23 protein-coding genes and 3 pseudogenes are annotated in these 19,752 nt (G+C 69.1%); 6 read left to right on the top strand and 20 right to left on the bottom strand.

The features are described from left to right. Positions 1-112 precede the first annotated feature (112 nt). From ACZ5WG_RS07285 to ACZ5WG_RS07210, 16 genes and pseudogenes are all read right to left on the bottom strand, one after another. Positions 113-310 (bottom strand): hypothetical protein, encoded by a 198-nt coding sequence (locus tag ACZ5WG_RS07285; protein ID WP_468721296.1) that lies wholly within the window; start codon positions 308-310, stop codon positions 113-115. Between the two features lie 249 nt (positions 311-559). Then, positions 560-730 carry a hypothetical protein gene (locus tag ACZ5WG_RS07280; RefSeq protein WP_468721295.1) on the bottom strand — a complete coding sequence of 57 codons (171 nt, stop codon included), beginning with the start codon at positions 728-730 and terminating at the stop codon, positions 560-562. Further along, complete coding sequence (locus tag ACZ5WG_RS07275; protein WP_468721293.1) at positions 727-1,092, bottom strand: DUF2493 domain-containing protein; 366 nt, start codon at positions 1,090-1,092, stop codon at positions 727-729. The genes ACZ5WG_RS07280 and ACZ5WG_RS07275 overlap by 4 nt, the downstream gene beginning before the upstream one ends. A gap of 238 nt (positions 1,093-1,330) precedes the next feature. After that, on the bottom strand, positions 1,331-1,933 hold the full coding sequence (locus ACZ5WG_RS07270; RefSeq protein ID WP_136222497.1) for a hypothetical protein: 603 nt from the start codon (positions 1,931-1,933) through the stop codon (positions 1,331-1,333). A gap of 11 nt (positions 1,934-1,944) precedes the next feature. Continuing rightward, entirely contained in the window at positions 1,945-2,712 is a 768-nt protein-coding gene (locus ACZ5WG_RS07265; protein ID WP_468721291.1) for a hypothetical protein, read from the bottom strand. 15 nt (positions 2,713-2,727) lie between these two features. Then, on the bottom strand, positions 2,728-2,967 hold the full coding sequence (locus tag ACZ5WG_RS07260) for a hypothetical protein (RefSeq protein WP_468721289.1): 240 nt from the start codon (positions 2,965-2,967) through the stop codon (positions 2,728-2,730). Then, positions 2,964-3,611, bottom strand: coding sequence for a toprim domain-containing protein (locus tag ACZ5WG_RS07255; RefSeq protein ID WP_468721287.1), 648 nt, complete (start codon positions 3,609-3,611; stop codon positions 2,964-2,966). The genes ACZ5WG_RS07260 and ACZ5WG_RS07255 overlap by 4 nt, the downstream gene beginning before the upstream one ends. A 13-nt stretch (positions 3,612-3,624) precedes the next feature. Next, positions 3,625-3,819 (bottom strand): annotated as a pseudogene (locus tag ACZ5WG_RS07250) (CHC2 zinc finger domain-containing protein); the annotation flags it as partial. Positions 3,820-3,866: 47 nt separating this feature from the next. Continuing rightward, positions 3,867-4,298: a RusA family crossover junction endodeoxyribonuclease gene (locus ACZ5WG_RS07245; RefSeq protein WP_468721286.1), complete on the bottom strand. Its 432-nt coding sequence runs from the start codon at positions 4,296-4,298 to the stop codon at positions 3,867-3,869. Next, positions 4,295-5,089: a DnaB-like helicase C-terminal domain-containing protein gene (locus ACZ5WG_RS07240; RefSeq protein ID WP_468721285.1), complete on the bottom strand. Its 795-nt coding sequence runs from the start codon at positions 5,087-5,089 to the stop codon at positions 4,295-4,297. The genes ACZ5WG_RS07245 and ACZ5WG_RS07240 overlap by 4 nt, the downstream gene beginning before the upstream one ends. 20 nt (positions 5,090-5,109) lie before the next feature. Next, entirely contained in the window at positions 5,110-5,409 is a 300-nt protein-coding gene (locus ACZ5WG_RS07235) for a hypothetical protein (RefSeq protein WP_468721284.1), read from the bottom strand. Positions 5,410-5,497: 88 nt separating this feature from the next. Next, positions 5,498-5,932: a hypothetical protein gene (locus ACZ5WG_RS07230; protein WP_468721282.1), complete on the bottom strand. Its 435-nt coding sequence runs from the start codon at positions 5,930-5,932 to the stop codon at positions 5,498-5,500. Then, positions 5,925-6,725 (bottom strand): RecB family exonuclease, encoded by an 801-nt coding sequence (locus tag ACZ5WG_RS07225; RefSeq protein ID WP_468721281.1) that lies wholly within the window; start codon positions 6,723-6,725, stop codon positions 5,925-5,927. Before ACZ5WG_RS07225 ends, ACZ5WG_RS07230 begins: the two co-directional genes overlap by 8 nt. Before the next feature lie 618 nt (positions 6,726-7,343). Then, positions 7,344-7,679, bottom strand: coding sequence for a WhiB family transcriptional regulator (locus ACZ5WG_RS07220; RefSeq protein ID WP_468721279.1), 336 nt, complete (start codon positions 7,677-7,679; stop codon positions 7,344-7,346). Between the two features lie 188 nt (positions 7,680-7,867). After that, a complete protein-coding gene (locus ACZ5WG_RS07215) occupies positions 7,868-8,308 on the bottom strand; it encodes a hypothetical protein (RefSeq protein WP_468721278.1) in 441 nt (146 codons plus the stop codon). A gap of 346 nt (positions 8,309-8,654) precedes the next feature. Further along, positions 8,655-8,864 (bottom strand): annotated as a pseudogene (locus ACZ5WG_RS07210) (gamma carbonic anhydrase family protein); the annotation flags it as partial. Between the two features lie 156 nt (positions 8,865-9,020). Here ACZ5WG_RS07210 and ACZ5WG_RS07205 point away from each other — a divergent pair. After that, the gene (locus ACZ5WG_RS07205) at positions 9,021-9,794 is read left to right on the top strand and encodes an acyltransferase (RefSeq protein WP_468721277.1); all 774 of its coding nucleotides are present in this window, start codon (positions 9,021-9,023) and stop codon (positions 9,792-9,794) included. Positions 9,795-9,839: 45 nt separating this feature from the next. Here the strand turns inward: ACZ5WG_RS07205 and ACZ5WG_RS07200 are convergent, their stop codons facing one another. Then, complete coding sequence (locus tag ACZ5WG_RS07200; protein WP_468721276.1) at positions 9,840-10,706, bottom strand: EamA family transporter; 867 nt, start codon at positions 10,704-10,706, stop codon at positions 9,840-9,842. Between the two features lie 41 nt (positions 10,707-10,747). Between ACZ5WG_RS07200 and ACZ5WG_RS07195 the strand changes: the two are divergent. Beyond that, a pseudogene (locus tag ACZ5WG_RS07195) lies at positions 10,748-11,273 on the top strand (helix-turn-helix domain-containing protein); the annotation flags it as partial. A 19-nt stretch (positions 11,274-11,292) separates the two neighbouring features. Here ACZ5WG_RS07195 and ACZ5WG_RS07190 read toward each other — a convergent pair. Continuing rightward, positions 11,293-11,697 (bottom strand): CoA-binding protein, encoded by a 405-nt coding sequence (locus ACZ5WG_RS07190; protein WP_468721275.1) that lies wholly within the window; start codon positions 11,695-11,697, stop codon positions 11,293-11,295. Between the two features lie 101 nt (positions 11,698-11,798). Between ACZ5WG_RS07190 and ACZ5WG_RS07185 the strand changes: the two genes are divergently transcribed. The 3 genes from ACZ5WG_RS07185 (at position 11,799) to ACZ5WG_RS07175 (ending at position 16,736) form a co-directional block, all read left to right on the top strand. Beyond that, positions 11,799-12,425 carry a YigZ family protein gene (locus ACZ5WG_RS07185; protein WP_054225047.1) on the top strand — a complete coding sequence of 209 codons (627 nt, stop codon included), beginning with the start codon at positions 11,799-11,801 and terminating at the stop codon, positions 12,423-12,425. Between the two features lie 136 nt (positions 12,426-12,561). Further along, entirely contained in the window at positions 12,562-13,728 is a 1,167-nt protein-coding gene (locus ACZ5WG_RS07180; protein WP_468721273.1) for an exonuclease SbcCD subunit D, read from the top strand. Continuing rightward, the gene (locus tag ACZ5WG_RS07175) at positions 13,725-16,736 is read left to right on the top strand and encodes an AAA family ATPase (protein WP_468721271.1); all 3,012 of its coding nucleotides are present in this window, start codon (positions 13,725-13,727) and stop codon (positions 16,734-16,736) included. The genes ACZ5WG_RS07180 and ACZ5WG_RS07175 overlap by 4 nt, the downstream gene beginning before the upstream one ends. Here ACZ5WG_RS07175 and ACZ5WG_RS07170 read toward each other — a convergent pair. Then, the gene (locus ACZ5WG_RS07170) at positions 16,726-17,172 is read right to left on the bottom strand and encodes an Lrp/AsnC family transcriptional regulator (protein WP_053789735.1); all 447 of its coding nucleotides are present in this window, start codon (positions 17,170-17,172) and stop codon (positions 16,726-16,728) included. The genes ACZ5WG_RS07175 and ACZ5WG_RS07170 overlap by 11 nt on opposite strands. A gap of 94 nt (positions 17,173-17,266) precedes the next feature. Here ACZ5WG_RS07170 and ACZ5WG_RS07165 point away from each other — a divergent pair, with 94 nt between their 5' ends. Beyond that, positions 17,267-17,794: a rhodanese-like domain-containing protein gene (locus ACZ5WG_RS07165; RefSeq protein ID WP_468721269.1), complete on the top strand. Its 528-nt coding sequence runs from the start codon at positions 17,267-17,269 to the stop codon at positions 17,792-17,794. Positions 17,795-17,892: 98 nt separating this feature from the next. On the opposite strand, the gene ACZ5WG_RS07160 is transcribed toward ACZ5WG_RS07165, so the two are convergent. Next, positions 17,893-19,596, bottom strand: coding sequence for a DUF885 domain-containing protein (locus ACZ5WG_RS07160; RefSeq protein ID WP_468721268.1), 1,704 nt, complete (start codon positions 19,594-19,596; stop codon positions 17,893-17,895). Between the last annotated feature and the right edge of the window lie 156 nt (positions 19,597-19,752).

Below are 19,752 nucleotides of genomic sequence, written 5' to 3'. Positions count from 1 at the left end.
GAGACGTTACTAGTATTTGGAGTACGCGTCAACGTTTAAACGATGTAGGTTCAAACCTAGGTTCATGGCAAACGAAAAACGGCCCCCGAAGGGGCCGCTTGCGTCTGGCGGGTCAGTCGCGGTCGTAGAGGTCTACGGCAGGGCGCGTGGTGATGTAGTCGGTATCCGCAATGGAGCGGAAGTAGTTCACGATCGCGTCGTACTCCTCGAAATCCCGAGCTACGCGAGAGCCCACCACGGCCGCGCCGAGAAAGCGAAGCTCGCGGTCGTACTGGTTGTGGTAGGCGGTCACCTTTACAAGGTCGTTCATTGCTTCTCCCCTTACGTCGGGCCCAGCTGGCCCGCTTCTCGCTGACGAAGGGAACGATACTAGTATTTGGAACGCGATGCAACGTTTAAACGCGGGATGTTCAATGCCAGGTTCAGGGCATACGAAAACGGCCCCCGCCGAAGCGGGGGCCGTCTGTTCCATCCTTCACCGTGTCAGCGAGAGAAGGGGAAGGAACGCGGTCGAGACTACCAGCCGGCCCCTGGCGGGGGCCATCGGCCCCCGGCCCCCTCACCGGCCGTGATCCGACCCGAGCGCGTTGGCCTGGGCGTCGCGTACGAGGGTGAGGGCCTGGCCGTCGGTGAAGCCTGCGGCCTTCAGCGCGGAGAAGTAGGTGTGCAGCATCTCGGCGGCAGTGATCAGGCTGGCCGTCTGGGCGGCGGCCCTGCGGTACGGACTCATGAAAGAAACCTCCGGGTTTCGACTCCCGCCCTCTCGGCGAGATCGGCGGTCATGGACGCCCCGCGGCTTCCGTTGCGAATGAAGGCGAGGCAGATGTCAGGTTCGAGGTCGACCATTTCGACGTTGCGGATGTAGCCCGCGCTCTTCCCCCACCTGTCCCACTGTGCGGGGAACGCGAGCACCCGCATGCCCATGGCGGTTGCGTATCGGGCGGCCAGGGCATCGGCGCCCGTCGGGCATGCTCCGTGGATCAGGACGGCTTCGCGGTACGTGGTCTTCGTCTCGTAGAGGACTCGGAAGACTGCGCGCTCGAGAATTTCGGCGTTGGCCCAATCCCGGGAACCGGTGACGAGGATCTTCAAGACTGGGGCGCGTCCGGCTTCGCCAGGGCGGGCGGGCCGGAGGGGGTCGAGCAAGCCGCATCCGGGGCGCCCGCGACCAGAACGACGGACAGAAGGGCGGTGAGCAGAAGTACGGAAACGGTGTGCTTCAAGGGGACTCCTCGGGGCGTGGACGGCGGGGGCCGGGCCAATTCACCGGCCCCCGTCCGCTTTCGTTCGTAGTATCTGGCGCCGGAGGTGGCGGTTTCAAATGCTAGTTTCAGGCCGGGGCGAAATCGGCGTTCACGGTCTGACCTCGGTTGTTGGCGCCGTGCGCCTTCGCTTCGTTCTGGCGCTTCACCACGCCGTTGTTCAGGCTTCGGGCGATCTTGTCGATGGCGCGGGAAAGCCGCATGGTCTCGGCAGGGGAAAGTGCGTCCCCACGCTCGTACCGCTTCGCGATCACGGCAGCATCGAGGGGCGCGAGAGCGCTGTAAGCGCGGTCGAGGTCCCACAGGGCAACGACGATGCCCCCTGCTGCGACGGAGACCCCGTCATCCCGCGTGGGAGCCTTCTCCCACAACTCCGGCTGGAAGAAGGCCCGTTCGAAGAGCTGTCGAATCTCCGAGGACGTGTAAACGTACTCTGCCGAGTGGTAGATGTACGCGTAGCGCTCACGGCCGGCATAGCTCACGCCGATCTTCCGGAAGTTGTTCCGAAGCTGGCCGTCCGGATAGGCGGCGGCCTCGTACGTGCTGCGCTTCTCCCAGACGTGAAGAAGGATCTGCTGCCGAATGTCCTCGGCATCGATGCCGGGGTACTCGTCTGCGAGCTTGCGGGCCACACCCTCGGCGATCTTCGTGTACTTCGTCCAGTCAATCATCTGCGAGTCTCCTAGGCGGTCTTGGCGCCGTACGTTCGGCCTTCGACCACGAAGGTTCCGTTCGGCTTGATGAAGATGGGGGCCGGGGTTACGCGGCCCTTGTCGACGTAGAGGATTCCGAAGCCCTGATTCCAGTTGCCGGAACCTGCCTTCAGGTATCCGGCAGACTTGAAGTCCATTAGGTTTCCAACTTCGAAGCCGAACCGCTCTCGGACGAGTCGAGAGTTCACGGTCATGTGTTCGTGCTGGATGCCGAGTTTGTGTGTATGGCCGCACACCACGGAGTAGCCCCACCGACGTGCGAGAGCGAGCGCTGTTCCCCCAGGGGCGCGAGAACTTCCGCCTTCGTCGCCGTGGGCGAGAAGCCAGCCGGGGGCAATCTCGTATGGCTCTTCGTGGTAGGTGATGCCGTACTTCTCGAAGTCGAGGAGTGAGGGCACTTCGAGGGCCTTCAGGCCCATAAGGCCGGGGGCGCGTGTCCGGACGTAGGTAAGCGGGCGGTCCATGTGGTTCGAGCGGCTTACGTGAATCGGTCCGTCGTGTACGGTCCGAAGGCCGGCCAAGACGCGCTTGCCCGCATCGCAGTGCGCCTGAAGGTCTCCCTTGTACTCACCGGCCATTCCGCGGGTCCATCGGCTGATCTGGGGGAAGTCGACTTCATCGCCCACACTGGCTATCTCGTCCGGCTTGTACTCGGCGAGGAAGCCGAGGACGTTCCGAACGGCCCGCTTGTCGTGGTAGGGAATCTGCATGTCCGACAGGACGACAATGCGCTTCAAATGCGGCTCCAAATACTAGTTATCGGCCGCATTAAGAGCGGCTTCGAGGCGAGACAGGCGGATGTCGACCATGGCCGCGTACACGGCCAGGTCTTGGGCCTCTTCCCGGGCGTACCGGATCAGCTCATGCAGGGGCATCCGCTCGAACTTCTGGCCGTCACCTTCGTCGTACTGCTCTGCCCCAATCCCGAGGATTCGGGAACGGCACTCGCCGATGAAGTCGGTTACATAGTTGGCCAGTTCCTCGGAAGTCATCGCTTGATCTCCAGTCGTTCAAGAAGCGCGTTGGCGCCGTTTTCGAGGACGTACGAGTTCACGTCGTGCCCGGTGGGCATCGGGGATATTCGGGCGTTTTTGATCTGCTCGGCGACCTTCTCGGCGAACTCCATCCCCTGCCCCTTGTCGTCTTGGTCCGCGAGGATGTAGACGGCCCGGTACCCCTTGAAGCACCGCGCGAAGTACGGCTTCCATGCGCTCACCCCCGCGATGCCCACGGCTGGTATGCCGGCCTCGTTCGCCGCTATCGCATCGAACTCGCCTTCACAGATGGCGATATGGTCCGAGGGCACCAGCAGGGCGTTCGCGTTGAAGATCCGAGGTGGGTCACCCGGGACGCTCCGGTACTTCGGGCCGTCCCCGTCGCCCAGGCGCCGGAACCGCACACTGGCGACCCCAGCGCGGGTGAGGTACGGGACGGCGAGCATTCCGCGGGCTACCTCATGCCCCGGCAAGGGGCTTTCGACGTATCCCAGCCTGAAGGATGCTGCGCTGGCCTCGGACAGGCCGCGACTCCTCAAATACGCCCCGGCGTCGGTACTGTTCTTTAGCGCCGCCTGATACCGCGCCGTAGCTTCCTCCAAGAAGTTTTTCAGCGCAGGTTCGGGTACAAGAGAAGTCACGGCATCCTTCCTGGTCTGCGATAACGTCGAAGCTGTCGCCCGAGATATCGCAAGCGAAGCACCGGAAGCGGTTTTCCTCGGTGCACACGGAAGCCGAGGCATTTCGGTCTTCGTGGAACGGGCACTTCATCTTTCGGAAGCGGCTACCTTCCGGAACGTCACTCGCTCCGTAGTGCTCTAGAACTTCCGAGATCGGGGGCTTTTCCATCCGCCCTCCCTTATGCTCCAAATACTAGTTTCGCGCGGGTGGCGGAATCAAAGAGCGGACGCAACCCGAATCAGGGCGCCGGGTTCTTCCCCCTGGCCGGCATAGACCTTGTACGCGTGGAGCTTGACCACCTGGGCGTCATCCTTGAACGCACCGCCCATGCGAAGGGCATCGAGGGTGCTCCGACACAGCTTGTCCAGGTCGGGGTACTGGGCCGGGTACGCGGGTGCAGTGTCCTTCAGGAGGTGCGCAAACCGCCCCGTGCGGAAGTGGCTCTTCGGCCGCTTCAGGCGGAACCACACGGCTACGGTCACGAACGGCCAGGCCTCGAAGGTGTGCCCCTTCGTCTCGGTCGCAACGGCGGTCCGCCACGGCTTGACCTTCTTCGAGCTTTCCAGCATCACGCCGTTCCCGACGTGCCTCTTACTGCCCTGGGGGGCCGGAACGCCCGTAACGTCGATTTCGACAAGGGCGCTCATCCGGCGAGTCGCATTCGTTCCATGTCGGCATCGAGATAGAGAATCATCGCGCCGGAAGCGTCGGCCTTACCGGTTCTGTTCTTCACCACGGAAACCCCCATCTGCCGAGAGGAGTCGTCGCCGATCCGGTGAAGAGTGAGGATCATTTCCGGTACGCGGCCGATCTGTCCCTTGATCTGAGACAGGGGCACGGGCTGGTTGCCGTCGTTGCTGTCGCCCTTCACATGGTGCAGAGCGATGACGCATGCGCTGGTCGTCCTCGCGAGTTCGTGAAGGTACTCGCAGACCTTTTCGAGGGCGACATAGGAATTGCTGTCACTCTCGGCGTCCGGCACGACGTTGGAGATGTTGTCCACGATGATGAGTTCGGGCCAGGCTCCGTATGTGGCCGCGAAGGCCTTCAGCTCGCCTTCGAGGTCGTCAATCGTGAGCGACGCGGTGAAGTCCCACCGCAGATGATCGAGGCCGTCTAGCTGCGCTTCAACGGCGTTCGTTCTGCCGTGCTCCATCGCGTTTTCGATGTCTCTGGTCGACCAACCCGAGACGTTCGCGGCGCAGCGAACGAACATGGTTTGCGGGTCGGTGTCCGCGCTGAAGTAGAAGGCCGGCACGCGGGAATGAAGAGCAAGTGCCATGCTCAGGGCCGACTTACCGACTCCGGGGGCCGCGGAGACGATGGTGAACTGTCCTCGCCGAAAGTGGACTGTGTTCGCGGCAAAGGTCTTGAAGACGGTAGGCAGAGGCTCGCCGGTCTTCCCGGCATCGCCTTTAGCTCGAACGATCGTATACAAGGGCGCTCCCTGGAAGGCTCTTAAGCGGCGGACCAGACAGGAAGCGGGGCGCAGTTGCGGTATCGGCTGGCTCGGAAGTCACCGGTAGTCGTGATGAGTCCGCGCTTCGCGGCCCGGCGCATCACGGGGCCGAGGGCGCGCGGTTCGCGGGGCTTGACGAGTCCGGCGTCCCACAGGTCGTCGGTGGTGAACTGGTCCAGTCGGCCCGACAGTTCAGCGATGAAGCCGAGCGCGTAGCTCTTCCACGCAGCGTCGGCGTTCGCGTCAACCTGGGCAATAGCGTTGTCTCGCGCGGCAGTTGCGGCGGTCAGAGTGGGCATGGCTGTGTCTCCCTCGGCGGGTTTAAACGGGTGGGGTGCGCGTTGGTCAGCAGTCGCGCCCCTGCCGCTCCAAATACTAGTTTCGGAGCTAACGAATGAATTCGAGGCTGCACGCGTCCGGGGTGCCCTGCGGTGCAGGGCAGGCCCAGGCCTTCCAGGTGCCCGGCTTGTTCTTGTAGGGCTTCTCCAGGAAGCGCTTCGTACCGTGCGGGCACGTCGGTGCGTTGCCGTAGGGGGTCGGGCCGGCAGAGGGAGCGGGGGGCGCCTGGGCGGCGCCCTGGGCGCCGTTGTGGGGGGCGTTGTCGTACTGGCCAGGGTGAGTCACCGGCCGAGCCCCGAGCTGGGCGCCAAGGATCTCCTCGGCCCGCAGCGCAGTGACGGCCTCGCCGATGAGGGCGGACACTCCAGAGCGGCCGTATCCGTCGAGCACGTCCACAAGCTCAGTCAGACTCTCCGCCTTCACCACGACCCACGAAGCGTCATGGCCGGAGTGGGCCTTCATGGTCACGCTGATCTCAGGCATTCACACTCTCCTCATAAGGGTATTGGCGTGCGTCGACTCCGTTGAAGTCGCAGAATCGCCGTACCGTGCAGGTACGGCACGCGTCGCCAGGGTTGGGAAGGAACAGGCCGAGACGAACGGCCTTATCCATATTGCGGAACCATCGAGTGACTTTCTCTCGCGAGTAGTCCTGAAGATTCTTCGGCTCGGTCGGGGCGTTGTTCTTCGCCATGAAGTAGTCCCCGAAACCAGGCTTCACGCCGAAAAGGTCGTCTAGGGCGTGGTCGTAGATGGCTAGCTGAAAGGCTGTGTCAGGAAGTCGCGTTCCGGTCTTCAGGTCCCGTACTCGAAGGTGACCGTCGGGGTATTCGACTACCTGATCAATGAACCCGCGGATCTCGACACCGCCGAGGTTGAGCGTGAATGGAAGCTCGATGGCCGGCATGCCGTCCACTGGCTCCCAGATCCGCTCTGGGGCCTCTAATGCGTATTCGAAGTAGGCTTCTACCTGATCACGTCCGCGCTTGCGGCGGTTCTTAATGTCGGTCTCAGGCTTCGTCGTCCCCCCGGTGAGCCATCGGGAAGTATCGGGCTCGACCGCCAGGGCGGCGGCAATGTCGCGTTCCCAGGCCTCCTCGAACCACTCGGCGAGCTTGTCGGGGCCGTAGCGCCGATTGGAGCGCTCCCACTTCTCTACGGCTTCGTGGTAGGCCGTCCCTTGGATGAACCATGCTGCTTGGTTCTGCGGTGCCCTGGCGACCTTCTCTAGCCGGTACGCCTCACCGCACCGCACGAAGGCGGTGTACTGCGACACGGACCGATGGGTTATGGCTTCGCGTACGCTCACCTAAGCCGATCTCTCCAAATGCTAGGTTCAGGGTAAAGCGAAGGGGCAGCCGGTGAGCTGCCCCTTCGTTGTATGAAGCTGTGGTGACTACCTAAGAGATACCCAACAGGCCGAGGTGATCTCGTCCTTGTGGCCGCATCCGAGAGTGTCGCTCGGCCAGCCCTGAAGCGGGACGGCGTCATGAGGGACCATTTCTCGGGCTACCTCGAAATCCCACTCTTCCGCATTGTTGCGACAGTAGGCGAACTCGTATCGGGTTCCGTTGGCGTACCGCACTCGCGCAAGCGTCAGCACCTGGGGGATATCCCAGAGGAGATCAACTTCCTGAAGGTCCACCCCAGCGTCATTGAGGTCGATCCCGGTTGAACTGTCCGTCAGCATGGGATTCCCGAGCCATTCCTTCCGCGCATGATCCACCCTTGCGCCTCACTGGCCGTTAGGGCGACATAAAGACTGTAACTGGACCTTCACCCCACCTGCACAGATTGGTTGAACCCCGATCAATCTGTGACCGCTTTGTGATCTCCTCAAGTAAACCGGCGAGTAGGCGGGCGCGTCCCGGGTTGCCGTTTTCGCTATTGATCATTAGGCGGCGAGCCCAGACATGCGGCGAAGCCGATCAGCCAAGGTCTTACGAGGCAGGCCGAGTTCGCGCGCCATGGCGGAGATCGACGTACCTTCTTCCTGCATGATCCTGATTCGGGAATTGATCGTTTCTTCGAGAAGGATCAGCCGGAACCGCTTAGCGGCTATTCGATCATCAGGGGACAGTCCACCCCAAATACCGAACTCCTCGTCCTCGCCCAATTCGGCGCACTCGGTGCGAACCGGGCAGAAGCCGCACGCCTCCTTGGCCTGGGCCACATCGGAGGCACTTTCGGAGAACCAGGCTTCGGGATTTACCTCGCAAGGAATGCTCAAGAGTCCGCCTTACTTTGCCGGGGTATTTCTGACCGCTAGGTGTGGTCACGCCTCGGCATTCCGCCGGTTCTCTGTGGCCCCCTCGCTGACAGGTCCATCTTCCCTCCGCGCGCCTGGCGGTGTCAAATACTAGCTTCAGGGAAACAGAAAGGCCGTCCTATCGATCGATAGGACGGCCTCTAGGTCAACTACTGCCCCGTGGTGGGGGAGTCGAGTATCTTCGGCGCGTCGGCTGCCGACTGCTTCTCGCCTTCAGGGTCGAAGCGAATGATGTTGTCGCCGTCCTCGGGACGGCGCTTCGAGTAGTAGAAGCCACCCGTACTCGGAGAAGCCGGATTCGGGGGCATGCTGCGGTCGTAGCAGACAACCACGTCGGCTTCCCGTACCTCGCCCAGCCACTTCGTGAGCATCCGGACCTTCACGTCCGGGATCGTCTCATCCCCGCTTTCCCGGCGGCTCAGTAGGCGCAGCATCATCACGGGGCGAGCATGCGCATGCTCGGTTTTGACCTTCCACGGGATGAACCGCTTGTGATCGGGGCGCTTCTTCGTCTGCCCCGAGTCCCGAAGCTGCCAGTAGACCGCGCCCTTGGTGACGCCGTACATCTCGGCGATCTGCTCGTAGGACATGTTCGCGCGGCGGTGTGCCCTAAGGACATCGCTACTGGGGAGCTGGCGGGGGGCCGGCATGGGTACTGCCTCTCAGACGGGGTACACGACGCGAGCGGCGGAGTTGGAAGCTGTCAATGAAGCTAGCCGGTACGCCACCGCATCTATGTTCAATCTGAGTATACGCACGTAGAGGGGATTGATTCCAAGTTGCGTACAACCCTTTCACATTCTGGATTGTCACCCTCCACTTAATTCGTAAACGTGTTCGAATGTAGGTGTTCGAACATGCCTTGACGAGTCTTGCGGGGGTGGCTAGCTTTGGTGCATAAGAGCCGCGTTTCCGCAGGTCAGACGGCAAATCCTAGTTGTCCTGCACATTGCTGTCCGCGCCGAGCGAGATCGGGCCGCAGTCGGCGCGCAGCACCGCCGAGTACCAGATGCTCGCGCCCGGGGCCATCGTGACCTCGCCGATCACGACCGAGGTGGGCGCGGTGAAGGCCGCGGGGTCGATCTGCGGGTTCTTGCCGCCCAGGCCCGCGACGAGTGCCCGGCCCTGGTCCGCCTGATACGTCATGTTCTCTTCCTCAGTCCTGTGCCTGCCCTGTCGGGCCGTGTCTGCCGTGCCCTGCCGTGTCGCCCTACCGGCACGTTAGGGCACGTGACCCGCGCGACCGGCGATGGGGTGAAGATCACGGCGCGCTCGGGGCACTCTGCGCGTTACGGTGGCCCGGTGCCGAAGAACCAGAACACGTTCTCATCCCTGACGGCCCTGCGCCGCAGACTCGCCAACCGCGCGGTCCACGCCGGCTGGCGCTGGATGCAGCAGGCCGGCGCGGTCACCGCGCAGACCCCCGGGCGGCTGCGGTTCGGCGCGATCGGGCACGGCACCCGGCTCGCCTTCCCCCAGGGCACGGTGTTCGGGGAGCCGTGGATCCGCCTCGGCGAGCACTGCATCATCGCCGAGCAGGTCACGCTGACCGCCGGGATGATGCCCGGCCTCGACCTCGGTACCGAGCCGGTGCTGGTCCTCGGCAACGGCGTGGTGCTCGGCCGGGACACCCACGTCATCGCCGACACCCGGATCACCATCGGTGACGACACGTTCTGCGGGCCAGGGGTCTACATCACCTCCACCAACCACAGCTACGACGATCCGCACGAGCCCGTCGGCAAGCAGTGGCCGCGCAGCGCACCGGTGGAGATAGGCCCCGGCTGCTGGCTCGGCACGGGCGCGGTGATCCTGCCGGGGGCGCGGCTGGGGCGCAACGTGGTGGTGGCCGCGGGGGCCGTCGTACGCGGCGAGGTGCCGGACCACGCCGTGGTGGCCGGGGCGCCCGCGCGGATCGTCCGCCGGTGGCAGCCGGAGACGGGCTGGCAGCCGCCGCTGCGGACCCCGGCGCCCGTACCGATCCCGGACGGGATGACGCCGGAGCAGCTGCGCGCGGTGGCGCAGCTGGTGGAGGCCGAGCAGGGCTCGGCCGACGCGGCCGCGGAACCCGCCTGACCCTGGTCCTGGTCCGGGGCCTGGCCCTGGCCCGGAAGACGCGGCCTAGCCGGCCGCCAGCAGGATCGTGCCGGCGAGGGCCAGGCCGGCGCCGGCCGCCTGGACGGTCCGCAGCCGTTCCTTCAGCACGACGAAGGCGGCGAGCGCGGTGATCACCGGGTAGAGCGAGGAGAGCACGGCGGCCACGGTCATCGGGCCGTGCTGGGCGGCGATGGAGTACGTGCCGTTCGCCGCGACGTCCGCGAGGCCTACGAAGGCCAGCGTCGGCAGCAGCCCCCACAGGATCCGCGGGCTCGCGCCGGCCGGGAGGGCCGGGGCGCCGCGCCGGGTCCGGGCCCACAGGGCGGTGCCGCCCGCGGCCACGTTGGTGACCCGCTGGACGAACAGGGCGAGGAACAGACCGGTGATGCCGGCGGAGGCGTGCGCGATCAGCGCCATCACCGAGCCGAACCCGAAGGCGGCGACCAGGGTGAGCAGCACCGCCTGCCGCTGTACGGGCGCACCGCGCAGCTCCGGGCCGCCCGCGAGGACGATGCCCACGACGGCCACCGCGATCCCGGCGAACCGGCCGGGCCCGGGCCGTTCGCCCAGGGCCAGCCCCGCCGCGACGGGCACGACCACCCCGAGCGAGCCGAGCGGCGAGACCATGCCCATCGGCCCGAGGGCCAGGGCCTTGTAGAAGCTGAGCATGGCGACCGGCCCGACCAGGCCCGCGGCGACCGCGAACCACAGCTGCGGCCCGGCCGCCCGCCAGGCCCCGGTGCCCAGGACGACCGCGCCGAGCGCGACGACGGCGAGGATCTGCGAGACCACGACCACCGTGAGCGCCGGCAGCCGGCGGGTCAGAAGCCCGCCGCCGAAGTCGGCGAGGCCCCACAGCACGGCGCTGGCCAAGGCGAAGAGTGCGGTCATGACAGGGCCTCGCAGTACAGCGCAGTAATCGGTGGAGTGCAGTGTGGAGCACCGAGCGCGGTTTCACCCTGGATGCGCCGGCAGCCCGTGCAGGAGTCAGCCGCGGCATGATCATCCAGATCGAGCAGGCCCGGATGAACCCCAGCGTCGGCACCACGGTCGAGCTGGCCGACGCCCTGGGCGTGAGCGTCACCACCCTGCTCGACCACGACCGGACCCCGCGGGTCCACGTCGTGCTGCCGGGGCAGGGGGTGCGCATGTGGTCCACCGGCACGGGCAGCGGCGCCAGCATGCTGCTCGGCGACGACCGGCGACGACCGGCGCGGGCCGGTGGAGATGTGGAGCTACCGGCTCGAGCCGGGCGACGGGACGGAGTCCGACCCGCACCCGTCCGGCACCTTCGAGATGCTGCACGTCACGGCCGGGGAGCTGACGCTCGTCGTCGCCGGCGAGCAGTACACGGTGCCGGCGGGCGGCGCCGTCACCTTAGAGGCGAACCTCCCGCACGCCTACCGCAACGACGGCCCGTTCCCGGTGGAGACGACCCTGGCCGTCTCGATCCCGCCCGTCGACGTGCGGCGGCCGGCTACAGCGCCGGGATCTCGATGGCGGGGCAGCGGTCCATCACCATGTCCAGGCCGGCCCCGCGCGTGCGGGCGAAGGCCTCCTCGTCGATCACGCCCAGCTGGAACCAGACGGCCTGTGCACCGACGGCCACGGCCTCGTCGGCGACCGCCCCGGCGAGCGCGCTGTTCACGAAGACGTCCACCACGTCCACCTTGAACGGGATCTCCTCGAGCGAGGCGTAGCCCTGCTCGCCGTGCACCGTCTCCGCCTTCGGGTGCACGGGGACCACCCGCTTGCCGAACCGCTGGAGCGTGCGGGCCACGCCGTAGGCCGCGCGGTCCTCGTTGTTGGACAGGCCCACCACGGCCCAGGTGTCGCCGAGCTCGGTGAGGATCTTGCGGATGGTTGCCGGGTCGCCGTACACGGGTGCCGCCTCCTGTTGCCTTCCGGATGCGGTCCGGTGCTCCGGCCCGCACCCGTGATCAACCGAAAGGACACATGTCCGATTCCCCGTAGGGTGGAGCGGTGAAGTCAGACCAGTACGTGACGGTGGCCCGCGAGGGCGTGCACGAGTCCGAGATCAACCGCTCGCGCTTCCTGTGCTCGCTCGCGCCCGCCGCGACCGAGCAGGAGGCGCAGGAGTTCATCGCGCGCATCCGCAAGGAGCACCCCACCGCCACGCACAACTGCTTCGCCTACGTCATCGGGGCCGACGCCTCCGTGCAGAAGGCCAGCGACGACGGCGAGCCCGGCGGCACCGCCGGGGTGCCCATGCTGCAGATGCTGATGCGGCGCGACATCCGGTACGCGGTGGCCGTGGTCACGCGCTATTACGGCGGCGTCAAGCTGGGCGCCGGCGGCCTGATCCGGGCCTACGGCGGCGTGGTCGGCGAGGCCCTCGACGAGCTCGGCACGCTCACCCGCCGCCGCTACCGGCTGGCCACCGTCACCGTCGACCACCAACGGGCCGGCAAGACCCAGAACGACCTGCGCTCCACGGGCCGGACCGTGGTGGACCTGCGCTACGGGGCCGCGGTCGAGATCGAGGTCGCCCTGCCCGAGGCGGACCTCCCCGCCTTCGAGGCCTGGCTCGCCGACAGTACGGCGGGCAGCGCCACCCTCACCCTCGGCGGGGAGACGTACGCGTCCTGAGGACGAGCATGCGCGGACGAGTCCTGGGGGCACCGGTGACGGGTTAGCGTAGAAGGGCTCAGCGAGCGGGAGACGACCGGGACGACCAGGGGGACGGAAGAAACATGTGCGGCGAGACGTCCGGCGGGGCCGGCGAGTGAGGCTCCTGCACACCTCCGACTGGCACCTCGGCCGGTCCTTCCACCGCGTGAACCTGCTCGGGGCCCAGGCCGACTTCATCGACCACCTGGTCGAGACCGTCCGCGAGCACGAGGTCGACGCCGTCCTCGTCGCCGGCGACGTCTACGACCGGGCCGTGCCCCCGCTGCCCGCCGTCGAGCTGTACGACCGGGCCCTGCACCGGCTCGCCGACCTCGGCGTGCCCACGGTGATGATCTCCGGGAACCACGACTCCGCCCGCCGGCTCGGTGTCGGCGCCGGGCTGATCGGCCGGGCCGGGATCCACCTGCGGACCGACCCCGAGAACTGCGCCGACCCCGTGGTGCTGGCCGACGTACACGGTGAGGTGGCGCTGTACGGACTCCCGTACCTGGAGCCCGCCCTGGTGAAGGACCGGTTCGGCGCGGAGAAGGTGAGCCACGAGGCCGTGCTGGGCGCGGCCATGGACCTGGTCCGGGCCGACCTCGCCGCCCGCGCCCCCGGCACCCGCTCCGTCGTCCTCGCCCACGCCTTCGTCACCGGCGGGCTGGCCAGTGACAGCGAGCGCGACATCGCCGTCGGCGGGGTCGAGGCCGTGCCCGCCACCGTCTTCGACGGGGTGGACTACGTCGCCCTCGGCCACCTCCACGGCTGCCAGACGATCAACGAACGGGTCCGCTACTCCGGTTCCCCGCTCGCCTACTCCTTCTCCGAGGCCGACCACCGCAAGAGCATGTGGCTGGTCGAACTCGGCGCGGCCGGCGAGATCACCGCCGAGCGCGTCGACACCCCCGTGCCGCGGCCGCTCGCCCGGATCCGGGGGCGGCTCGAGGAGCTGCTGGAGGAGACGTCGTACACCGCGTACGAGGACTCCTGGATCGAGGCCACCCTCACCGACCCGGTCCGGCCCGAGGACCCCATGGCCCGGCTCGCCGCCCGCTTCCCGCACACCCTCAGCCTCGCCTTCGACCCCGAGGGCCGCGAGGACGACGGCGGAACCTCGTACGCCCAGCGACTCAAGGGGCGCAGCGACCAGGAGATCGCCGAGGACTTCGTCGCCCATGTGCGCGGCGGCGGCGTCGCCGACGAGGCCGAACGGGCCGTGCTGCAGGCTGCCTTCGAGGACGTAAGGGCGGGCGACGGCCGGCAGGAGACCCACCGATGAGGCTGCACCGGCTCAGGATCACCGCGTTCGGGCCCTTCGCCGAACCCCAGGAGATCGACTTCGACGCGCTCTCCGGAGCCGGGATCTTCCTGCTCCACGGCCCCACCGGCGCGGGCAAGACCTCCGTCCTCGACGCCGTCTGCTACGCCCTGTACGGCTCGGTGCCCGGCCCCCGCCAGGCCCCCGGCACCAGCCTGCGCAGCGACCACGCCGACGCCGGGACGCCGACCGAGGTCACCCTCGAACTCACCGCGGGCGGGCGGCGCCTGGAGATCACCCGGCGTCCCGAACAGGACCGGCCGAAGAAGCGCGGCACCGGCACCACCAAGGACAAGGCACAGAGCTGGCTGCGCGAGTACGACGGGGAACGCTGGCTCGCGCTCAGCCGTTCCCACCAGGAGATCGGTGAGGAGACCGAGCAGCTGCTCGGCATGAGCCGCGAGCAGTTCTGCCAGGTCGTGCTCCTGCCGCAGGGCGAGTTCGCCAAGTTCCTGCGGGCCGACGAGGTGGCGCGGGGCCGACTGCTGGGCCGGCTCTTCGACACCCGCCGCTTCGCCGCCGTCGAGACCCTGCTCGCCGAGCGCCGCCGTACCGCCGAGGCCAAGGTGCGCGCAGGCGACGAGAAGGTGCTCGGCACCGCCCAGCGGCTCGCCCAGGCCGCCGGGGACAGCGCCGACCTGCGGGCCTGGCCGCTGCCCGGGCACCAGCCCGGCGATCCCGGGCTGGCCGGGGCGATCCGGGCCTGGGCGGCCGTCGCACGCTGTGCGGCCCGGGAGCGGCTGACCGTCGCCGAGTACGCACTGGCCGCCGTCGAGGGCCGGCACGCCGCCGCCCGGCGGGCCGCCGAGGAGGCACGGGAGCTGGACCGCCTCCAGCGCCGGCATGCCGAGACGGCCCGCCGGGCCGCCCTGCTCGCCGAGGCGGAGCCCGAGCGGGGCCGCGTACGCGCCCTGCTGGACCGGGCCCGCCGGGGCGCCCTGGTGGCCCCCGCCCTGGAACTGCGCGGAGCCGCGTCCGCGGCCCACCTGTCCGCCGCCCACGCGGAGGCGGCCGCCCGCGCGGAGCTCCCGCCGGCCCTCGCCGAGGCGGGCACCGAGCAGCTGTCCGCCGTGGAGCAGCGGCTGCGCGAGGACCTCGGCGCGCTCGGCGCCGCCCAGCGGTCCGAGCAGCGCAGCGCCGAGATCGGCCGCGAGCGGGCCACCCTGGAGCGGGAGGCCCGCGACGCCGAGGAGCAGCTGCGGGAGTCCGCCGACTGGCTCGACCGCTGGCAGGCCACCCGGACCGCGCTGGCGGAGCGGGTGGACGCCGCCCAGCAGGCCGCGACGCTGGCCGAGCAGCTCGCGGGCCGGCTGGAGCCGGCCCGGATGCACCTGACCGCATCCCAGCGCCGGGATGCGCTGGACGGCGATGCGCAGCGCGCCGGGGGCGAACTGCTCTCCGTACGCGAGGAGTCGACCGCCGCCCGGGAGCGCTGGCTGGAGCTCAAGGAAGCCCGTCTGCGCGGGATCGCCGCCGAGCTCGCCGAGGCGCTGGTGGCGGGCGAGGCGTGCACGGTGTGCGGATCGGCGGAGCACCCCGCTCCGGCGCGCCCGGCCCCCGGGCACGTGGACCGGGCCGCCGAGGACGCCGCCCATGCCCGCTACGAGCAGGCCGAGGAGCGCAGAGCCGCCGTCGAGCGGAAACTCGCCGCCGTCCAGGAGGCCCGCGCCGAGGCCGCGGCCGCCGCGGGGGAGGCCACCACCGGTGAACTCCTCGCGCTGACCTCGGACCTGAGCTCCCGGCACGCCGCCGCCCACGCCGCGGCCGCCGGACTGCACGCCGCCCGGGAGCGGCTGGCCCGCGCCGAGCGCGAGCACGCCGCACGCAGCTCCGACCGGCTCGACTCCGAGCGCCGGTCCGCCGCCCGGGCCACCCTGCGCGACTCCCTGGATCAGGAACAGGCCAAACTGGAGGCCGAGCTGGCCCTCGTCCGGGGGGATGCGCCCACGGTCGCCGCGCGCGCCAGGCTCCTGGAGGAGCGGGTACGGATGGTCACCAGGGCGGCCGCCACGCTGCGCCGGGCCGAGGACACCGCGGCCCGGCTGAAGGAGGCCGACGCCCAGCTCGCCGACGCCGCCTTCAAGGCCGGGTTCGACACCGTCGAGGCCGCCGCCGACGCGGTGCTCCCGGACTACGAACGCACCGCGCTCCAGCGGAGGCTGGACGCCTGGCAGGCGGAGGAGGCCATGCTGGCGGACCGCCTCGGCGAGACCGACACCGCCGCCGCCGCGACGCTGCCCCCGGCCGCGCCGGATGCCGCCGAGGCGTACGAAGCCCGGGCCGCGGCGAAGCTTCGTACGGCAGGGTCCGCCGTGGATGCGGCCCGGGTTCGCTGCACGGAGCTGGACCGGCTCTCCCGGCAGGCGGAGCAGGAGCTGCGGGCGCTCGGTCCGCTGCGCGAGGCCTACGACCGGGTGGCCCGGCTGGCCGGGCTCACCGCCGGCACCTCCGCCGACAACGAGCGCAAGATGCGGCTGGAGGCGTACGTCCTGGCCGCCCGCCTGGAGCAGGTCGCCGCCGCCGCGACGGTGCGGCTGCTGCGGATGTCCGGCGGCCGCTACACGCTCGTCCACTCCGACGCCAAGGCGAGCGGACGGGGGCGTTCCGGCCTCGGGCTGCACGTGGTGGACGCCTGGACCGGCAGCGAGCGGGACACCGCCACGCTGTCGGGCGGCGAGACCTTCTTCGCCTCGCTCGCCCTGGCCCTCGGCCTGGCCGACGTGGTCACCGACGAGGCGGGCGGCATGCGCCTGGACACCCTCTTCATCGACGAGGGCTTCGGCAGCCTCGACGACCAGGCGCTCGACGAGGTGCTCGACGTCCTGGACTCGCTGCGCGAACGGGACCGCAGCGTCGGCATCGTGAGCCACGTCGCCGACCTGCGGACCCGGGTGCAGGCGCAGCTGGAGATCGTCAAACAGCGCGGCGGCTCCGTGGTGCGCCACCGCACCGCGGCCCTCACGGACTGAGCGGGCGGCGGGACAGCGGCGAGGAGTACACGATGCTGGTGGTGACGGCGCCGAGGCCCGCGATCCGGCCCGCGACCTCCTCCAGATGCCCCATCGAGCGGGCGGCGACCTTGAGCACGAAGCAGTCGTCGCCCGTGACGTGATGGGCCTCCAGGATCTCCGGGGTGGCCTCCAGCAGATCGTGGAACGGCTTGTAGTTGCCGTGCGGATAGCGCAGCCGGACCAGCGCCAGGATCGACTTGCCCAGCTTCTCCGGGTCCACCACGGCGGTGTACCCGGTGATCACGCCCGCCTCCTCCAGGCGGCGCACCCGCTCGGTGACCGCACTCGCGGACATGGACACGGCGCGAGCGAGCTCGGCGAAGCTGGCCCGCCCGTCCTCCTGGAGGGCCGTCAGGATGCGCCAGTCGGTGGCGTCAGGGGAATAGTCGGTCATGGAGCAGATGTAGCAGGGAAATCCCCGGCCGAACAAGAGGAAGGCCGGGGAATGGCACTTCCCGAGATCATCAGCGGCTCGTAGATTCTGAGCCATGACGACGACACAGAACACCGACGCCCCGGCCGCCGCTCCCGCTCCCGCCGCCAACCCCGTGCTCCGGGTGCCCCCGGCCACGCCGGCCGCGGCCGCCGCCTACTTCGCCGCGAGCCTCGCCTTCCACGCGGACGTGTCCGATGTCGCCGCCGCCTTCACGGCCCACCGCGAGCAGGGCGCCGAGCTCGGTTTCCAGCTGGTCGACTCCCGCTCCACCCCGGCCTGGGACCAGGCCCACGTGCCCGGCGCGGTCCACCTGCCGACCGCCCTGATCCCCGGGCAGGCCGAGCAGCTCCTCGACAAGAGCCTTCCCGTGGTCACGTACTGCTGGGGCCCCGGCTGCAACGGAGGCGCCCGCTCCGCCCTCGCCCTGGCCCAGCTCGGCTTCCAGGTCAAGGAGATGCTCGGCGGCATCGAGTACTGGATCCGCGAGGGCTTCGAGGTCGAGACCTGGCAGGGCAGCGAGCAGCGCGCCGAGGCGGACCCGCTGACCGCGCCGACCGACTCCGACGACTGCGGCTGCTGACGCACCGATCCCGCGCCGAAGCGCCGTACGGCCGCCCGCTCCCTCGCAGGGGGAGCGGGCGGCCGTACGCATGTCTGCTGTCTGCCGTCTGCCGTCGGTCAGAGCTTCGACAGCTCGTCCACCAGGTCGTCCAGGCCGAGGGAGCCCTGCGACAGCGCCGCCATGTGCCACGCCTTCAGGTCGAAGGAGTCGCCGTGCGCGGCGCGGGCGTTGTCCCGCCCGAGCAGCCAGGCCCGCTCGCCCAGCTTGTAGCCGATCGCCTGTCCCGGCATCGACAGGTAGCGGGTCAGCTCGCTCTCGATGAAGTCCGCCGGCCGGCCGTTGTGCAGGCCGAAGAACTCCTGCGCCAGGTCCACCGTCCAGCGCTCGCCCGGGTGGAACGGCGAATCCGCCGGGATCTCGAGGCCCAGGTGCATGCCGATGTCCACGATGACCCGCGCGGCGCGCATCATCTGGCAGTCCAGGTAGCCCAGGCGCTGCTCGGCGTCCTTGAGGTAGCCCAGCTCGTCCATCAGGCGCTCCGCGTACAGCGCCCAGCCCTCGACGTTGGCGCTGACGAGGCCGACGCTGGCCTGGTAGCGGGAGAGCCGGTCCGCGACGTGCGTCCACTGCGCGAGCTGGAGGTGGTGGCCCGGAACGCCCTCGTGGTACCAGGTGGAGACCAGGTCGTACACCGGAAAGCGGGTCTGGCCCATCGTCGGCAGCCAGGTGCGCCCCGGGCGGGAGAAGTCCTCCGAGGGGTTGGTGTAGTACGGGGCCGCCGCACCGCCCGGCGGGGCGATCATGGACTCGACCCGCTTCACGCGCTCGGCGAGCTCGAAGTGCGTGCCGTCGAGGTTCTCGATGGCCTCGTCCATGATGCCCTGCAGCCAGGCCTGGACCTCCTCGACGCCCTCGATGTGGGTGCCGTGCTCGTCGAGGTGCTTCAGCGCCTCCCAAGGACCCGCGCCCGGCAGGATCTTGGCCGCCTCGGCCTTCATCTCGGCGAGGAGGCGGTGGTATTCCGACCAGCCGTAGGCGTACGCCTCGTCCAGGTCCAGGTCCGTGCCGTTGAAGTACCGCGACCAGCGGGCGTAGCGCTCGCGGCCCACCGGGTCCGGGGCGTCGGCGACCGCGGGTGCGTACACGTCGCGCATCCAGTCGCGGAGCCCGGCGAGGGCTGCGGTCGCCCCGGCGGCCGCCTCCTCCAGCCCGGAGCGCAGCGACTCCGGGCCGCGGGACGCGAATTCGCCGAAGAAGCCCTCGCCGTCGCCGTCCTCGCCCACCCAGGTGGTGAGCTGGCCGATGAAGGTCTCGGTGGCGCGCGGGCCCCCGTACAGGCCGCGGTCCAGGCCGAGTCCGAGGCTCTCGCGGTAGCCGGCGAGGGCGGCCGGGACCGCCCGCAGCCGCTCGGCGATCGCCGTCCAGTCCTCGTCCGTGTCGGCCGGGGTGAGGGCGAAGACGTCGCGGACGGAGTGTGCGGGCGAGTGGATGTTGCTGACGGCCCGCAGGTCCTCGTCCGCCTCGTACACGGCGAGTTCGGCGGTGAGGCGCTCGCGCAGCAGGCGGGCGCAGCGGCGCTCGGCGTCGCTGTCCGCGCCGGGCAGCCGCTCGGCGGCTTCGAGGCGGGCGAGGGTGGAGCGGGACAGGTCGGCGGCGGCCGCACGGCCGGCCGGGGAGAAGTCCGGGAGCCGGCTGGAGCTCGCGGCGACACCGAGATAGGTGCCCGTGATCGGATCGATGGCGATGAGGTCGTCGACATATGCGTCGGCGACCTGGCGGGGCAGCCGGGAGGCGCTGTCGCTGCGAAGGGTCTCTGACATGCGGCCATCTTCGTACGGCGGACCGCCCCGCGTCATCACCGTTCGCTGTCAGCCTGCTGACGTGCGCGGGAGCGGCGGACCGGGCCCCTGCTCCGCACCGCCGAGCCGGTCCGCCCGGGGGCGACTTCACGCCACCCGGCCGGATCCAGCTGGGCT

The sequence above is a fragment of the Streptomyces sp. NPDC032745 genome, assembly GCF_055579465.1.
The sequence above is the reverse complement of the archived record's forward strand: the minus strand, read 5'-3'. Positions and strand labels throughout refer to the sequence as shown.

Bases quoted from the DNA above. Each gene is read 5' to 3' on its own strand.
- ACZ5WG_RS07165 (WP_468721269.1), top strand. From the start codon at position 17,267: ATGACGACGACACAGAACACCGACGCCCCGGCCGCCGCTCCCGCTCCC.
- ACZ5WG_RS07260 (WP_468721289.1), bottom strand. From the start codon at position 2,967: ATGACTTCCGAGGAACTGGCCAACTATGTAACCGACTTCATCGGCGAG.
- ACZ5WG_RS07230 (WP_468721282.1), bottom strand. From the start codon at position 5,932: ATGCCTGAGATCAGCGTGACCATGAAGGCCCACTCCGGCCATGACGCT.
- ACZ5WG_RS07270 (WP_136222497.1), bottom strand. From the start codon at position 1,933: ATGATTGACTGGACGAAGTACACGAAGATCGCCGAGGGTGTGGCCCGC.
- ACZ5WG_RS07235 (WP_468721284.1), bottom strand. From the start codon at position 5,409: ATGCCCACTCTGACCGCCGCAACTGCCGCGCGAGACAACGCTATTGCC.
- ACZ5WG_RS07170 (WP_053789735.1), bottom strand. From the start codon at position 17,172: ATGACCGACTATTCCCCTGACGCCACCGACTGGCGCATCCTGACGGCC.
- ACZ5WG_RS07280 (WP_468721295.1), bottom strand. From the start codon at position 730: ATGAGTCCGTACCGCAGGGCCGCCGCCCAGACGGCCAGCCTGATCACT.
- ACZ5WG_RS07215 (WP_468721278.1), bottom strand. From the start codon at position 8,308: ATGTCCTACGAGCAGATCGCCGAGATGTACGGCGTCACCAAGGGCGCG.
- ACZ5WG_RS07245 (WP_468721286.1), bottom strand. From the start codon at position 4,298: ATGAGCGCCCTTGTCGAAATCGACGTTACGGGCGTTCCGGCCCCCCAG.
- ACZ5WG_RS07200 (WP_468721276.1), bottom strand. From the start codon at position 10,706: ATGACCGCACTCTTCGCCTTGGCCAGCGCCGTGCTGTGGGGCCTCGCC.
- ACZ5WG_RS07285 (WP_468721296.1), bottom strand. From the start codon at position 310: ATGAACGACCTTGTAAAGGTGACCGCCTACCACAACCAGTACGACCGC.
- ACZ5WG_RS07160 (WP_468721268.1), bottom strand. From the start codon at position 19,596: ATGTCAGAGACCCTTCGCAGCGACAGCGCCTCCCGGCTGCCCCGCCAG.
- ACZ5WG_RS07175 (WP_468721271.1), top strand. From the start codon at position 13,725: ATGAGGCTGCACCGGCTCAGGATCACCGCGTTCGGGCCCTTCGCCGAA.